This window comes from Pseudomonas sp., from assembly GCF_028293835.1.
Classification (GTDB): Bacteria; Pseudomonadota; Gammaproteobacteria; order Pseudomonadales; family Pseudomonadaceae; genus Aquipseudomonas.
Map to the genome: position 1 here is coordinate 1 of NZ_JAQGNX010000067.1, position 16,055 is coordinate 16,055.

At 56.8% G+C, this 16,055-nt stretch carries 13 protein-coding genes; 8 read left to right on the plus strand and 5 right to left on the minus strand.

Translation table 11 applies throughout. The annotated features are described in order from the left end of the window. Positions 1–1,762 (minus strand): bifunctional aconitate hydratase 2/2-methylisocitrate dehydratase (locus tag JWR17_RS08000; RefSeq protein WP_299830091.1); only part of this gene is annotated, 1,762 nt, incomplete at its 3' end. A 402-nt stretch (positions 1,763–2,164) separates the two neighbouring features. Between JWR17_RS08000 and JWR17_RS08005 the strand changes: the two genes are divergently transcribed. Then, on the plus strand, positions 2,165–2,635 hold the full coding sequence (locus JWR17_RS08005) for a DUF1289 domain-containing protein (RefSeq protein ID WP_299830051.1): 471 nt from the start codon (positions 2,165–2,167) through the stop codon (positions 2,633–2,635). Positions 2,636–2,800: 165 nt separating this feature from the next. On the opposite strand, the gene JWR17_RS08010 is transcribed toward JWR17_RS08005, so the two are convergent. Then, positions 2,801–3,652: a universal stress protein gene (locus tag JWR17_RS08010; RefSeq protein WP_299830052.1), complete on the minus strand. Its 852-nt coding sequence runs from the start codon at positions 3,650–3,652 to the stop codon at positions 2,801–2,803. 158 nt (positions 3,653–3,810) lie between these two features. Between JWR17_RS08010 and miaE the strand changes: the two genes are divergently transcribed. The 5 genes from miaE (at position 3,811) to JWR17_RS08035 (ending at position 9,528) form a co-directional block, all read left to right on the plus strand. Beyond that, complete coding sequence (miaE, locus tag JWR17_RS08015; protein WP_299830093.1) at positions 3,811–4,473, plus strand: tRNA isopentenyl-2-thiomethyl-A-37 hydroxylase MiaE; 663 nt, start codon at positions 3,811–3,813, stop codon at positions 4,471–4,473. Between the two features lie 196 nt (positions 4,474–4,669). After that, positions 4,670–5,158: a MarR family transcriptional regulator gene (locus JWR17_RS08020; protein WP_299830053.1), complete on the plus strand. Its 489-nt coding sequence runs from the start codon at positions 4,670–4,672 to the stop codon at positions 5,156–5,158. Further along, the gene (locus JWR17_RS08025) at positions 5,155–6,648 is read left to right on the plus strand and encodes an efflux transporter outer membrane subunit (RefSeq protein WP_299830055.1); all 1,494 of its coding nucleotides are present in this window, start codon (positions 5,155–5,157) and stop codon (positions 6,646–6,648) included. The genes JWR17_RS08020 and JWR17_RS08025 overlap by 4 nt, the downstream gene beginning before the upstream one ends. Before the next feature lie 15 nt (positions 6,649–6,663). After that, entirely contained in the window at positions 6,664–7,932 is a 1,269-nt protein-coding gene (locus tag JWR17_RS08030) for an HlyD family efflux transporter periplasmic adaptor subunit (protein WP_299830057.1), read from the plus strand. Positions 7,933–7,995: 63 nt separating this feature from the next. Beyond that, complete coding sequence (locus JWR17_RS08035; protein ID WP_299830059.1) at positions 7,996–9,528, plus strand: DHA2 family efflux MFS transporter permease subunit; 1,533 nt, start codon at positions 7,996–7,998, stop codon at positions 9,526–9,528. Between the two features lie 90 nt (positions 9,529–9,618). On the opposite strand, the gene lpxH is transcribed toward JWR17_RS08035, so the two are convergent. Continuing rightward, the gene (lpxH, locus tag JWR17_RS08040) at positions 9,619–10,374 is read right to left on the minus strand and encodes a UDP-2,3-diacylglucosamine diphosphatase (RefSeq protein ID WP_299830061.1); all 756 of its coding nucleotides are present in this window, start codon (positions 10,372–10,374) and stop codon (positions 9,619–9,621) included. Then, positions 10,371–10,871 (minus strand): peptidylprolyl isomerase, encoded by a 501-nt coding sequence (locus JWR17_RS08045; protein WP_299830063.1) that lies wholly within the window; start codon positions 10,869–10,871, stop codon positions 10,371–10,373. The genes lpxH and JWR17_RS08045 overlap by 4 nt, the downstream gene beginning before the upstream one ends. 128 nt (positions 10,872–10,999) lie before the next feature. Here JWR17_RS08045 and JWR17_RS08050 point away from each other — a divergent pair, with 128 nt between their 5' ends. Beyond that, complete coding sequence (locus tag JWR17_RS08050; RefSeq protein WP_299830065.1) at positions 11,000–12,691, plus strand: glutamine--tRNA ligase/YqeY domain fusion protein; 1,692 nt, start codon at positions 11,000–11,002, stop codon at positions 12,689–12,691. A 21-nt stretch (positions 12,692–12,712) separates the two neighbouring features. Continuing rightward, positions 12,713–14,095, plus strand: coding sequence for a cysteine--tRNA ligase (gene cysS, locus JWR17_RS08055; protein ID WP_299830066.1), 1,383 nt, complete (start codon positions 12,713–12,715; stop codon positions 14,093–14,095). Between the two features lie 108 nt (positions 14,096–14,203). On the opposite strand, the gene JWR17_RS08060 is transcribed toward cysS, so the two are convergent. Beyond that, on the minus strand, positions 14,204–16,027 hold the full coding sequence (locus tag JWR17_RS08060) for a sigma-54-dependent Fis family transcriptional regulator (RefSeq protein ID WP_299830068.1): 1,824 nt from the start codon (positions 16,025–16,027) through the stop codon (positions 14,204–14,206). Positions 16,028–16,055 lie beyond the last annotated feature (28 nt).

Sequence of the window (16,055 nt, forward strand, 5' to 3'; positions counted from 1 at the left end):
TCAGGTTGTCCAGGCCTTCGATTTCCAGGATGCGGCCGGAGAAGGCGTTCTTCTTGCCTTTCTTCTCTACGGTCAACAGGCCAGCCTGGATCGCGTAGTAAGGAATGGCGTGAACCAAGTCGCGCAGGGTGACGCCCGGTTGCATTTTGCCTTTGAAGCGCACCAGGATCGATTCCGGCATGTCCAGCGGCATAACGCCAGTGGCCGCAGCAAAGGCAACCAGACCCGAACCTGCAGGGAACGAAATGCCCATTGGGAAACGGGTGTGAGAGTCACCGCCAGTACCGACTGTATCCGGCAGCAGCATACGGTTCAGCCAGCTGTGGATGATGCCGTCGCCCGGACGCAGGGAAACGCCGCCGCGGGTCATGATGAAATCAGGCAGCGTGTGGTGAGTCTGCACGTCGATCGGCTTTGGATAAGCAGCGGTGTGGCAGAAAGACTGCATGACCAGATCGGTGGAGAAACCCAGGCAAGCCAAGTCTTTCAGCTCGTCGCGGGTCATCGGGCCAGTGGTGTCCTGGGAGCCGACGGTGGTCATCTTCGGCTCGCAGTACGTGCCTGGACGAACGCCCGCAACGCCGCATGCCTTGCCGACCATTTTCTGCGCCAGGGTGAAACCCTTGTCGCTGGCAACCGGTGGCTCAGGCAGCTTGAACAGGGTCGAAGGTGGCAGACCCAGTTCGGTACGGGCTTTTTCGGTCAGGCCACGGCCGATGATCAACGGGATACGGCCACCCGCGCGGACTTCGTCCAAGAGCACTGGGGTCTTCATTTCGAAGGTGGCCAGGACTTCTTCGCTGTCGTGTTTGGTGACTTTACCGGCGTATGGGTATACGTCGATCACGTCGCCCATGTTCATGTTGGTCACATCGAATTCGATCGGCAGTGCGCCGGCGTCTTCCATGGTGTTGTAGAAGATTGGAGCGATTTTGTTACCGAAGCAGAAACCGCCAGCGCGCTTGTTCGGCACGTTAGGGACGTCGTCGCCGAAGAACCACAACACTGAGTTAGTGGCGGATTTACGCGACGAACCGGTACCGACCACATCGCCAACGTAGGCAATAGGGAAGCCTTCGCCGCGCATGCGCTCGATTTGCTTCATCGGGCCGATGGCGCCTTGTTGATCCGGTTCGATGCCATCACGGGCCATTTTCAGCATGGCGAGTGCGTGCAGCGGGATATCCGGGCGCGACCAGGCATCAGGCGCTGGGGACAGGTCATCGGTATTGGTTTCGCCGGTGACTTTGAACACGCGCAGGCTGATTTTGTCGGCCAGGGTAGGGCGGTTCTGGAACCATTCACCGTCCGCCCACGATTGCAGGACTTCTTTGGCGTGAATGTTGCCGTTCTTGGCTTTCTCGGCCACGTCGTGGAACGCGTCGAACATCAACAGTGTGTGCTTGAGTGCCTTGGCGGACTCTGGAGCCAACACGGCGTCGTCCAGCAGGTCGACCAGCGTGACGATGTTGTAGCCACCTTGCATGGTGCCCAACAGTTTGACGGCGTGTTTTTTGTCGATCAGCGGGGAGGTGACTTCGCCTTTCGCCACAGCGGACAGAAAGCCAGCCTTAACGTAAGCGGCTTCATCAACGCCTGGTGGAACGCGGTTGGTAATCAGGTCAAGAAGGAATGCTTCTTCGCCAGCCGGGGGGGTCTTCAGCAGCTCGATCAAGCCTGCGGTTTGTTCGGCGTTAAGCGGCTGGGGCACGATACCCTGGACGGCACGCTCTTCGATGTGTTTACGGTAGGCTTCAAGCACAGTTATTACCCTCATCAGTGGTCCCAAATGGGTGTCCGGGACGCTCATCCCGAAATAACTCGCACGCTGCACGATGAGGCTTTTGAGCCCCTTGGTCAGAGAAACGGTTATTCCCTACAGAAGCTGTTTTCAAAGTTTGACGCCTGCAGGACGGCTGATGAGTGTCGACTCAGGGGGATTTCACGAGGAATTCCTGGGTCGACACCGGACTGCGGGGTTACTTAACTGTGCTCGTGACGCTTTGAAAACAGCTTCTAACGGACATTGGCGCCTTAAAAGGCTCGCTGATTCTACGGCAAAAATCGGTTTAAGGTAAGGTAAGCCCACCACGTCGAAGGGTGACCCTCGTTAGACAAAGGGATAACATGCGCATCTGTTTCGCCTGTCGCCGTCGTATTTCCTATGTCAAATCAAACCATCAAAACCCCATGCGTTGGCCTCTGCTCTACTGTTTACGGGGATCTGGTGTGCCGTGGCTGTAAGCGTTTTCACCATGAAGTGATCAATTGGAATGGTTACAACGAGGAGGAAAAACGTGCGGTGTGGCTGCGTCTGGAGCAATTGTTGGTGCAAGTGATGGCGGGCAAGCTTCAGGTTTTTGACGCGGGCAAGCTGCGGCAGCAGTTGGAACAACGCAAAATCCGTTTTGTGCCTCATCAATCGGTTTATTGCTGGGCATACCAGTTGATCGCTCGCGGTGCGCGGGTAATTACCCAGTTGGATGCCTATGGCGTGGTGTTGATGCCGGAATTTCGCGGCTGGAGCTTACCTGATCTGCGTGATGTTATTGATCGTGAGTTTTTTCTACTGTCTGAGGCCCATTACGAGCGGTATATCGCGCCGGGGTTTTTGAGGGATGCGTTTGGCGGGTGAGGGTTGTCCCGCAAAAATTCTGTAGCCAACGTGTTGGCGAGACAATTTGCTGGGTATATCTGGTTAGGCGCTTCGCCAACACGTTGGCTGCAGAGGTTTTGATCTGCCTTTTGGAGGCCGGATATACACACCAGAAACGGGGCCAATACATTCAGGTTTGTGATTTCAGCTTTTTAAGGCCAACGCCTCCAAATGCGCAATTACTCCGTCAGTCTTCAACACCAACACATCGCTCTCCACTGAATCCAATATCACTTCCGCCGTATTTCCGATCAACGCGCCCGATAGGCCGGTACGCCCAACGGTGCCGATGATCGTGACGGCTGCTTTGAGAATGTGCGCGGTGTGCGGAATCAGTACGTCTGCCGGCCCTTCGGCGACGTGGAGGTGACTGTCGTCGACGTCGAATTCGCTCTGGAACGCCAGGCACTGCTCGCGGTAACGGGCTTCGATGTGGCTGGCGGGGTCGGCGGCGGTGAGCATGGGCAAGGGGTGGGCGGCGATCACGTGCAGCTGGCCTTTGGTCAATGCAGCGATTTCGAAGCCATGATCGATGATGCTGTAATGCAACGCCCGGTGTTCTCCATCGGAACTGCCTACGTCCACTGCCGCTAAAATTACCCCGCCGTTCCATGACGTTGCGGTCTTGACCATTAACACCGCGCTGGGGCACAACCGTAGCAGTTTCCAGTCATCCGGTGTCAGCAGCGCCTTTTTAAGCGGGTTATCGGGAAAGTGCTGCTTGATCACTAAACCGCAATTTTCCGCCTGTTGTACGTCAATGATCGTTTGGTGGGGACTGTCGTTCCACGCTTGCTGAGCGGTGGCGTTGAAGTCGGCTTTGAGCAAATCCTCGGTCAGTTCCTCTAATAGCAACGAGTGATCGTGTTTTTTATCGCAGATCAGCAAGTGCAGGTGCGCTTGCGTCACACAGGCAATCAGCTTGGCACGGGTAAGCGCCAGGCTTTCGGCGTCGTGAGGCTCGATGATCACTAGGATGCTGCGAACGGCGTGCATGGGCAGAACCTCGGCCGGTGGCGATAGACACAACTATAGATGCAGTCAGCGCACTCGGTAGTTGATTCATATCAGGATAAATCCGCTACCTGGCGCTGGTTCAATCCCGTGGCGCTCGTATAATGCTGCGCTTTGCCCACCCGGCCGACTGTGAGCCTATGCAACTTACCCCCGTTATCGACTCCATACCGCCAGCCGCCAAGGTTTCTCGAGTCCCTGTGCTGCCGGAAATCCACGAGTTCCTAGGCTGCCGCACACCCGACGCCTGGGTTGAGGCCGCGCTGGCCGATCAGGAAACACTGCTGCTTGATCACAAAAATTGTGAATTCAAGGCGGCCAGCACCGCGATGAGCATGATCGCCAAATACGGCTCCTACTCGGATCTGGTGCTGATGATGTCGCGGCTGGCCCGGGAAGAATTGGTGCACCACGAGCAAGTGGTGCGCTTGATGAAGAAGCGCAAAGTCGAATGGCGCTCGCTGTCGGCCAGCCGTTACGCGTCAGGCCTGCGGTCTGCGGTACGCAGTCATGAACCGGTTAAGCTGAGCGATACGTTGGTGGTCGGCGCGTTTATCGAAGCGCGCAGTTGCGAGCGCTTTGAAGCCCTGGTCCCTCATCTGGACGAAGAATTGGGACGCTTCTATCACGGCTTGTTGAAAAGCGAAGCGCGGCATTTTCAGGGTTACCTGAAATTGGCTTATCAATATGGCGATGCTGCCGACGTGGCGCAAACCATCGACAAGGTTCGGGTGCTAGAGGCCGGCTTGATCGACAGCCCTGACACCGAATTCCGGTTTCATAGTGGTGTTCCTTCCGCCTGATCATAAGTGCCCCTGATATGTAGGAGATGCCGAAGGCTGCGATCGGTCGATCGCAGCCTTCGGCATCTCCTACAGAGGCATGCACTCCCTCATTCGTCGCCTTAAAACAAAGCTTCCTATTTAATGCTTGGCCATTTGCTGCCTAAGCAGTAACATTCTGTCATCTTTACTGCCTAGGCAGCCTTTTGGTGATTCGATGAAACACTTCACTCCCGAGAATTTCCATGCGGGCCTCATGGGCCTGTTGATCGGACGGGTTGATAGCCTGAAAAACCGCATCCTCGACACCCATCTGGTGCCGTACGGCGTGACGTCCTCTCAATTCAAAGTGCTGATCATCGTCGGCCAGTTTGGCTCCGACACACCGGTTGAACTATGTCGGCATCTGTCGCTCGACAGTGGGTCGATGACGCGGATGATCGACCGTCTCGAGCAAAAAGAGTTGCTGGTGCGCATCCGCTCGGAAACTGACCGCCGTCAGGTCAAGCTAGCGCTGACCGAAGAGGGCCAGAAACTTGCGGGCTTGCTGCCAATGATTGGCTCCGACGCGATGAACGATTTGTTCAGCTCGCTCGACACCGTGGAAGTGAAAAATCTGGAGCAGATTCTGACAAAGATGCTAGTGGCCGCTGACGATCAAATCACCATCGCGCGCCTGGGCTTTAACCAAGTGGGTGCGAAATGAATAGCTCGACGTTGCGAAGCTCATTGAGGCCAGCATTTGTTCTGGTCGGTATCGCCATGGGCTTGGCCGGTTGTGCCAGCTACAGCGGTCTGGACGCAAAGGGCGTGCGTGTGGATGCGCAAAACCTGAAAACTGCGCAAAGCTTCAAGGACGTCAAACTCTCGCCAGCGGCCTGGCCAAAAAGTGATTGGTGGAAAAGCCTTGGCGATCCGCAACTCGACGGTTTGATCACCGAGGCCTTGCGCGACAGCCCCGATATGCAGATCGCCAGTGCTCGTGCGCATCAGGCCAGTGCCGCGGCGTATGCCGCCAACGCGCAACGCACGCCGACTGTGGATGCCCAGGCTGGTATCACGCGTTCCCGTTTGGCTGCGGATCAGAGCCCGACGGGTGAGGGCGGCCTTTATGACACGGTGCGTAACGTCGGTTTGAATTTTAGTTACAACTTCGATTTGTGGGGCGGCCAACGCGCCACCTGGGAAGCTGCGTTGGGTCAGGCCCGTGCTGCTGAAATCGACCAGCAATCGGCGCGTCTGACACTCGCCGCCGATGTGGCGCGGGCTTACAGCGACCTCGGTCAGGCCCACGTCGTATACGATCTGGCCACTGATGACCTTAAACGTACGCGGCAAATGCTTGATTTGGGCAATCGCCGTTTGGCCTCGGGCATCGACAGCCGCTTTCAGTTCCAGCAAACCCAGAGTTTGGAAGCCGCCTCCGAAGCGCAATTGATCGACGCCGAAAAACGCCTGCGCAGCGCGAAAATCAGCTTGGCGGTGTTGTTGGGCAAAGGCCCGGACCGTGGCGATGAAATCACCCGTCCAAAGGTGCTAACACCGGGAGCGGTGGCACTGCCGTCGTCGTTGCCGGCGGAATTGTTGGGCCGTCGTCCTGACCTGGTAGCGGCACGCTGGCGCGTTGAAGCGGCGAGCAAAAATATTGTCGCCGGCAAGACCAATTTCTATCCCAACCTGAACCTGAGTGCTGCAGTGGGCACCGAGTCGTTGTTGGGCGATGCCATGTTCGGCTCGGCCAGCCGCTTCTTTAATATAGCGCCGGCTATATCGCTGCCGATCTTCGACGGTGGCCGGCTGCGTGCTGATCTTGATGCGCGCGATGCCGATTACGACCTGGCAGTGGGGCAGTACAACAAAAGCCTGATTCAAGCATTGGGCGACGTCAGCGACACCTTGTCTCAACTGCGCTCCATCAGTCGTCAGATCGATGCCCAGCAGCGCGCCACTGACATTGCTCAAGCCTCTTATGACACGGGGTCGCAACGTTACGGCTCCGGCATCGGTAACTATGTCGATGTGTTGACCATCGAGCAACAATTGCTTCAGTCCCAACGCCAATTGGCCGACCTCACCGCCGAACGGATCGACCTCTCAATTCAGTTGATGCAGGCCTTGGGCGGCGGCTTTCAAAGCAGCTCTGCTGACCAGAACGCCGGCCCGGGTACCCCTTCAACCGCTTCGCAGACTGAATAACTCAAGGTAATCGTCATGGCTACTGCCGCTACCGAAACTGCTTCGACAAACGACCAGAAAGATCAAAACGATCAGAAGGACAACAACGATCAGGCCCAGCAAAAAGATCAGGCGCCACCCAAGGATAACAATCCAGGCAGACGCAAGTTCTGGCTGCTGCTGGTACTGGTGGTGGTCATTGTGGCCGCGTTGGGTCTGTGGTTCTGGTATGAAAAGTACGGGCGCTGGAACGAAAGCACCGACGACGCTTACGTGAATGGCAACGTGGTAGCGATCACGCCGCTGGTGACCGGAACGGTGGTCAGCATTGGTGCCGATGACGGCGATTTGGTCCGTGAGGGTCAAGTGCTGATTCAGTTCGACCCAAGCGATGCCGAAGTCGGCTTGCAAAGTGCTGAGGCGAATCTGGGCAAGACTGTGCGTCAGGTGCGTGGCTTGTACAGCAATGTCGACGGCATGAAAGCGCAGTTGGCCGCACAACGTGCTGAAGTGAAGAAAGCCCAGGATAACTACAACCGTCGGAAGAACCTGGCAGCAGGCGGAGCAATTTCTCAAGAAGAGCTGTCCCATGCTCGCGACGATTTAACCACCGCGCAAAACAGTTTGAACAATGTTCAGCAGCAGTTGGCAACCAGCTCCGCCCTGGTAGATGAGACCGTTGTGTCGTCGCACCCGGACGTCAAAGCCGCTGCCGCGCAGTTGCGTCAAGCGTATCTGGCTAACGCTCGCAGCACCTTGGTTGCGCCGGTCACCGGGTACGTGGCCAAACGCACCGTACAGCTGGGGCAGCGGGTACAGCCGGGCACCGCGTTGATGGCAGTGATTCCGCTCAATGAAGTGTGGATTGACGCCAACTTCAAGGAAACCCAACTGGGCATGATGCGCATCGGTCAGCAGGTCGACATTGAAGCCGATCTGTATGGCAGCGATGTGAAGTACACCGGCACGGTTGATAGCGTTGGCGCCGGTACGGGCAGTGCGTTCGCCCTGCTTCCGGCGCAGAACGCCACGGGTAACTGGATCAAGATCGTGCAGCGGATTCCGGTGCGAATCCACGTCAATCCGGATCAACTGACCGATCATCCATTGCGCATCGGTTTGTCCACGGTGGTCGATGTCAACCTGCATGACCAGAGCGGCCCGGTGCTGGCCCAGCAGCCGCCACAGAAGCCGTTGTTCAGCACCACCATCTACAACAAGCAGTTGGCCGACGCCGATGCGCTGATTACGCAGCTGATTCATGACAACAGTGCAGCCACCAATAGCAAAACCGCGCAGCGCTGATTCGCCAATCCGTCAGCTCCGGCGCCTGTGCCGGAGCGTCGTTGAAGACTTAAAGGATTCGCGATGAGCTCGAACGCCCCGGCCTCTTTTACGCCGCCCAGTTTGTTGATGTGCACCATCGGCCTGTCGTTGGCGACCTTTATGCAGGTGCTCGACACCACCATTGCCAACGTCGCGTTGCCGACCATCGCCGGTAATCTGGGCGTGAGTTCGGAGCAAGGCACGTGGGTTATCACCTCGTTTGCGGTGAGTAACGCTATTGCGTTGCCCTTGACCGGCTGGCTGAGCCGTCGGGTAGGCGAAGTGAAGCTGTTTATCTGGGCCACGATCCTGTTCGTAATGGCCTCGTTCTTGTGTGGTATTTCCACGTCGATGCCTGAGTTGGTGGGTTTTCGGGTGTTGCAAGGCGTGGTCGCCGGGCCGTTGTACCCGATGACACAAACGCTGCTGATCGCGGTTTATCCCCCGGCGAAAAGGGGGATGGCACTGGCATTGCTGGCGATGGTCACGGTGGTGGCGCCGATTGCCGGTCCGATTTTGGGCGGCTGGATTACTGACAGTTACAGTTGGCCCTGGATCTTTTTCATCAACGTTCCGATTGGTATTTTCGCGGCCTTGGTTGTTCGCTCGCAGATGCGGGCCAGGCCAGTGGTCACCAGTCGTCAGCCGATGGATTACGTCGGTTTGATAACCCTGATTATCGGGGTCGGTGCGCTGCAGATTGTGCTCGACAAAGGCAACGACCTGGACTGGTTCGAGTCGCACTTCATCGTTATCGGTGCGGTCATTTCAGCCATTAGCCTGGCGATTTTCATTATTTGGGAATTGACCGACAAACACCCCATCGTCAATTTGCGGCTGTTCGCCTACCGCAACTTCCGCATTGGCACCATTACCCTGGTGGGGGGATACGCCGGCTTCTTCGGCATTAACCTGTTGTTGCCACAGTGGTTGCAGACACAGATGGGCTACACCGCCACCTACTCCGGGTTGGCCGTGGCGCCGCTGGGGGTTCTGCCGGTATTGATGTCGCCCTTCGTCGGCAAATACGCGCACAACTTCGACATGCGGCTGTTGGCCGGGATAGCCTTTTTCGCGATTGGACTCAGTTGCTTCATGCGGGCCGACTTTACCAGTGAGGTGGATTTCTATCACATCGCCATGGTGCAGTTGTTCATGGGCGCAGGCATTGCGTTGTTCTTCATGCCGACCCTGACCATTCTGCTGTCTGATCTGCCGCCCAGCCAGATTGCCGACGGCTCTGGGTTGGCGACATTCCTGCGTAACCTCGGCGGTAGTTTTGCAGCATCGCTGACGACGTGGATCTGGATTCGCCGGGCTAACCAGCACCATGCGTACCTGAGCGAAAGTGTCAGCACCTATGAGCCGGCAACCCGCGATGCAATTACCACGCTGGGCGGAGAAGGCAGCAAGGCCTATGCGCAGCTGGAATCGGTGGTCAATGCCCAGGCCTACATGATGTCGACCGTGGACTTCTTCTACATGCTGGGCTGGTGTTTCTTTGCGTTGATCGTGCTGGTGTGGTTGGCCAAACCGCCATTCACCGCAAAGGCAGGGCCTCCGGCGGGGCATTGATGGGCCGCACTCTATAGGAGCCAACGTGTTGGCGAGGCGATTAGGGCAGTCTCGCCAACACGTTGGCTCTACAGGAAGACGATTTACGAATTACACCGCCATCGGGCCAGGTACCGTATGACCGGGCACAAATTCAAACGCCGCCAGTTGAAATCCCTGTTCATCGACCTGTAATGCCCAGCCTTGGCGATCCCAATCCCCCAGCACGATGCGCTTGGCCGGTTGGTCGTTGACTTGCAGTTTGTGAATGGCAGGGCGGTGGGTATGGCCGTGAATCAGCGTGTGTACGCCGTATTGCGCCATGATCCGTGGCACTTCTTCCGGCGTGACGTCAACGATGTCGTTGGCTTTCATCCGGGTTTGCGCACGGCTTTCACTGCGCAGCTTGCGCGCCAGTGTGTGTCGGGTACTCAGCGGCAAATGGCGCAGCACAAATAAGGTTAGCGGGTTACGCAGGTAACGGCGCATGCGCATGTAGGCTTCGTCTTTGGTACACAAGCTGTCACCGTGCATCAGCAACACCGGTTCGCCGTTAAATTGCACCACGCTAGGGTCAGCCAATAACGTGCAGCCCGCCGCTTTGCAAAAGGCCCGGCCCAGCATGAAGTCGCGGTTGCCGTGCATCAGGAAAATGGTAGTGCCGCTGTCACTCAATGCGCGCAGGGCCTGGCAGATTGAGCGCTGGAAAGGCGACATGGCATCATCGCCAATCCAGGCTTCGAAAAAATCCCCGAGGATGTACAGCGTCTCGGCGTCCCGGGCGCGGCCTTCGAGCAGCTCGATAAAGGCCCGAGTAATGTCCGGGCGCTGCTCTTCCAGGTGCAAATCCGAAATCAGTAAAATCACCCAACAATCTCAGCGTTCAGGATGATCACGTCATCGGCCGGTACGTCCTGGTGGCCGGCTTTCATGGTGGTGGCGACGCCCTTGATCTTGTCGACCACGTCCTTGCCTTCGACTACTTCACCGAACACGGTGTAACCCCAGCCTTGAGTGGTGGGTGCGGTGTGGTTAAGAAATTCGTTGTCAGCTACGTTGATGAAAAACTGCGATGAGGCTGAGTGCGGCTCCATGGTACGGGCCATGGCCACCGTGTATTTGTCGTTGGAAAGACCGTTGGTGGCTTCGTTCTTGATCGTTGCGCGGGTTTTCTTTTGCGCCATGCCCGGCTCAAAACCACCGCCCTGGATCATGAAATTGCTGATGACCCGGTGGAAAACGGTGTTGTTGTAATGGCCTTCCTTAACGTACTGCACAAAGTTAGCAACAGTTTCTGACGCCTTCTCGGCGTTCAGTTCCAGGACGATATCGCCATGGTTGGTGCTCAATTTGACTTTGGACATTGAAAAATCGCTCGTTTTGATTTTTGGAAGCGCCGCGCTGGTCGCAACACCTTGACAGCTTCGGCTATGATAAGCGCTTTGATTTAGTCGGCCTACCCAGGCCGCGCACTTGTATGCCCAAGGATCCTATGAGCAAGCCCACTGACTCCGCTGCGAATTCCAAGGCAGGACCTGCCGTCCCGACCAATTTCCTGCGCCAAATCGTGCAGGCGGACCTGGATTCGGGCAAGCACACCAAGATCGTGACCCGCTTTCCGCCAGAGCCTAACGGTTACTTGCACATTGGTCACGCCAAGTCGATCTGTGTGAACTTCGGTCTGGCACAGGAGTTCGGTGGTGAAACGCACCTGCGTTTTGACGATACCAACCCGGCCAAGGAAGATCAGGAATACATCGACGCCATCGAAAGCGACGTCAAGTGGCTGGGTTTTCAATGGTCCGGTGAAGTGCGCTATGCCTCACAGTATTTCGATCAACTGCACGAATGGGCTGTGGAGCTGATCAAATCCGGCAAGGCCTATGTCGACGACCTGACCCCTGAGCAGGCCCGGGAATACCGCGGCACCTTGACCGAGCCGGGAAAAAACAGCCCGTTCCGTGAGCGCAGTGTCGAGGATAGCCTGGACCTGTTCGCCCGCATGAAGGCGGGTGAGTTCGAAGACGGCGCTCGCGTGTTGCGCGCGAAGATCGACATGGCGTCGCCGAACATGAACCTGCGCGACCCTATCCTGTATCGCATTCGTCACGCCCATCACCACCAGACCGGCGACACGTGGTGCATTTACCCAATCTACGACTTTACCCACGGTCAGTCGGACGCCATCGAAGGCATCACCCACTCGATTTGCACCCTGGAATTCGAAAGCCATCGCCCGCTGTATGACTGGTTCCTGGACAATCTGCCGGTACCCAGCAAGCCGCGTCAGTACGAGTTTTCGCGCCTGAACCTGAGCTATACCGTCACCAGCAAGCGCAAGCTCAAGCAATTGGTCGACGAGAAGCACGTATTCGGTTGGGACGACCCCCGGATGTCGACGTTGTCGGGCTTCCGTCGTCGCGGTTACACCCCGGCCTCGATTCGTAACTTCTGCGAAATGATCGGCACCAACCGGTCCGACGGCGTGGTTGATTTCGGCATGCTTGAATTCAGCATTCGTGATGACCTCGATCACAGCGCGCCGCGTGCCATGTGCGTGCTGCGTCCGCTGAAAGTCGTGATTACCAATTACCCGGAAGGGCAGGTGGAAAATCTGCAATTGGCGCGTCACCCGAAAGAAGACATGGGTGTGCGTGAATTGCCGTTCGCCCGTGAGATCTACATCGACCGCGATGATTTCATGGAAGAGCCGCCAAAAGGCTACAAGCGCCTGGAACCCAACGGCGAAGTACGCCTGCGCGGCAGCTACGTGATTCGTGCCGACGAAGCCATCAAAGACGCTGATGGCAACATCATTGAACTGCGTTGCTCGTATGACCCGGAAACCCTGGGCAAAAACCCCGAGGGCCGCAAGGTCAAAGGCGTGGTGCACTGGGTGCCGGCAGACGCCAGCGTCGAGTGCGAAGTGCGTTTATACGACCGGCTGTTCCGCTCGGCAAACCCTGAGAAAGCCGAAGACGGCGCCAGCTTCCTGGACAATATCAACCCCGACTCCCTGCAAGTGCTGACTGGTTGTCGTGCTGAACCTTCATTGGCTCAAGCGCAACCGGAAGACCGTTTCCAGTTCGAACGCGAAGGTTATTTCTGCGCCGACATCAAGGACTCGAAGCCTGGTCATCCAGTATTCAACCGAACGGTAACTCTGCGAGATTCGTGGAGTTAAGCCACACCCAAGGGATTCAACGTGCTTTCTATCTACAACACGCTCAGCAAGAGCAAAGAAGTGTTTACGCCGCTGGACGGCAATAAGGTGCGGATGTACGTGTGCGGCATGACCGTGTACGACTTCTGCCACATCGGTCATGGTCGGAGCATGGTTGCCTTCGATCTGATCACTCGGTGGCTGCGTTTTAGCGGCTATGACCTGACCTATGTGCGCAACATTACCGACATCGACGACAAGATCATCAACCGTGCCCGTGATAATGGCGAATCGTTCGAAGCCCTGACCGCGCGCATGATCGATGCAATGCACGAGGATGAAGCGCGCCTGAATATCTTGCCGCCCGATCTGGAACCGCGTGCCACCGATCATATCGCTGGCATGCACGCCATGATTCAGACCCTGATCGACAAGGGTTACGCCTACGCGCCGGGTAATGGAGACGTGTACTACCGCGTCGGCAAATTCCTCGGTTACGGCAAGCTGTCACGCAAGAAAATCGAAGATTTGCGCATCGGTGCGCGCATCGAAGTGGACGAGTCGAAAGACGATCCGCTGGATTTCGTGCTATGGAAGGGCGTTAAGCCGGGCGAGCCCAGTTGGGAATCGCCGTGGGGCGCGGGCCGTCCGGGCTGGCATATCGAATGCTCGGTGATGTCCACCTGTTGCCTGGGTGAAACGTTCGATATTCATGGCGGCGGTAACGATCTTGAGTTTCCGCACCATGAAAACGAAATCGCCCAGAGCGAGGCCGCTACCGGAAAGCCGTATGCCAATACTTGGGTGCATTGCGGCATGATTCGCATCAATGGCGAGAAGATGTCCAAGTCGTTGAACAACTTCTTCACTATTCGCGACGTGCTGGAGAAGTATCAGCCGGAAGTGGTGCGCTACCTGTTGGTGTCCAGCCATTACCGCAGTTCGATCAACTATTCCGAAGACAGTCTGAAAGAGTCCAAGGGTGCGCTTGAGCGTTTTTATCACGCACTGAAGGGCCTTCCAGCCGTTGCTCCCACCGGTGGCGAAGGGTTCGTTGAGCGGTTTTCCGCGGCGATGAACGACGACTTTGGTACGCCGGAAGCCTGTGCGGTGTTGTTCGAGATGGTGCGCGAGATCAACCGTCTGCGTGACACTGATCTGCAAGCTGCCGCTGGTTTGGCTGCGCGTTTGAAACAGTTGGCCAGCGTGCTGGGTGTCTTGCAACTCGAAGCCGACGATTTCTTGCGTGCGGGTGCCGAAAGCCGGGTTGATGCGGCAGAAGTCGAAGCGCTGATAGAGGCTCGATTGACAGCGCGTGCCGACAAAGACTGGGCCGCCTCCGACCGCATCCGCGACCAACTCACCGCCATGGGTGTGGTGCTGGAAGACGGCAAGGGCGCAACGACCTGGCGTTTGGCTGACTGATGCATTGTTCGTAGGAGCCAACGTGTTGGCGAGGCGATTTTTCGGGCGGATCGTTGAGGCCGCCTCGCCAACAAGTTGGCTCCTACCGAATGTGTGGACATCCACGTATTACGCCATCCGCTGTTCTCGCAGCCGCTTATAAAGCGTATTGCGGCTTACCCCCAGCTGTTTGGCCAGTTGTGAAATATTGCCCCCAGCGGCGCGCAGTAGTTGTTGCAAGTCGTCTGACGCTGCCTGTTCCGTTCGAATATCGTCATCTTCCAGATCTGCAAAAAAATCATCCGGCAGATGCTCGGCGGTAATCTGCTGTTGGTCGGCTAATGCCAACGCCACCTGAATTACGCTACTGAGCTGACGCAAATTACCCGGCCATGGGTGTCGGTGGAACAAGCGCTGTACCTCGGCGGCAAAACCGGCCTGTTGATGCGCCTCGCGGTGCTGCTCCCACAATTGCTGAAACAGTGCGCCTTTGTCGGTGCGGTGGCGCAGCGGAGGCAGTTCAAGGGTCAGGCCGTTGATGCGGTAGAACAAATCCTGACGAAAATGACCGGACAAGACCCGCTCGCGCAGAGGCGAATGGGTGGCAGATATGAGGCGGATATCCACCGGATACAGCTCACTACTGCCCAGCGGCTGAACCACCCGTTCCTGCAGCACCCTTAATAACCGCGCCTGTACGGCCAGCGGCATGTCGCCAATCTCATCAAGAAACAGCGTGCCTTTGTCCGCTTTACGAATCAGGCCCATGCTGCCTCGCGGATGAGCGCCGGTAAACGCTCCTTTTTCGTAACCGAACAGTTCCGCCTCCACCAACTCTGACGGTATCGCTGCGCAATTAATTGCGATCAGCGGCTGATGGGCTCTGGAACTGGCGTGATGCAATGCCTTAACAAACACTTCTTTGCCAACCCCGGTTTCGCCGTGGATTAGCAGCGGAATATTCTTCTCCAGCAAACGTTCAGCCTGATGCACAGCCTTTTCCACTTGGGGATCACCCAAAGCGATGGCAGACAGGGTCAACGTCTCATCGGCCCCCCGGCTTTTTTGCACCTGCGTCATGCCTGGTGAGACGGGTGCGCGTCTCGGTCTACGCAACAGGCAATGGAATCGGTTGTTTCGAGCATCCAGCAAAGAAAACGAGTGACCTTCTTTTTGTTCAAGTAACTGTCGTAGTGAGGTTTTGAACAGCCGTTCGAACACCATGTGTGATGGGTTGATGCTCAGCAAGTTTTCGGCGCGGCGGTTGGTGCACACGATCTGCCCGCTTTCGTCGACGATTAACAAACCGGCCCATTGGCTGTCGAGGTTGTTAGCGCCGGTGTTAAAAGTCAGTTGAAAGTGCGTCTCTTGAAACTGATTGAGGATCAGTCGGTTTTCCACGGTCTGGCTCATCATTTTCACCATTCCCAGGGTATGGGAGGGCGGCAAAAAGCTGTCGCTGGACACGTCGAGAACCGCGATTACCCGCCGCGATGCATCGAAGATCGGTGCGGCCGAGCCGGTCATGAAGCGGTTGGCCTTCAGAAAGTGTTCATCGTGTTCAATGTGCACCGCCTGCTCGCACGCCAGCGCGGTGCCAATGGCGTTGGTGCCCGTTGCGCTTTCAACCCAGCTGGCGCCGGCCATAAAGCCTTCGGTTTGCGGCGATTCGGCAAAACGCTGCTTTCCCCAGGACTTGAGCAACAGCCCGCGATTGTCGGCGAGCATGATCAGGCAATTTGAGTTGCTCAGGATATTTTCGTAGTACGGCAAGACCTCTTGATGAGTGGTTTGCACCAGCGTGTGGTGTCGCTCAACCAGCTGAGAGATCTCGGTGTTGGGCAATTGGCCGAACGAGGGCCTGGAATGATGATCGAGCCCGAATGCGCGGCAGCGAGTCCAGGACTCTTTGATGATGGTGTCATGGGCAAGGGATCTGCTGTAGGTGGCCATGTAAGGGTCTCTGGGTCGACATTATTAT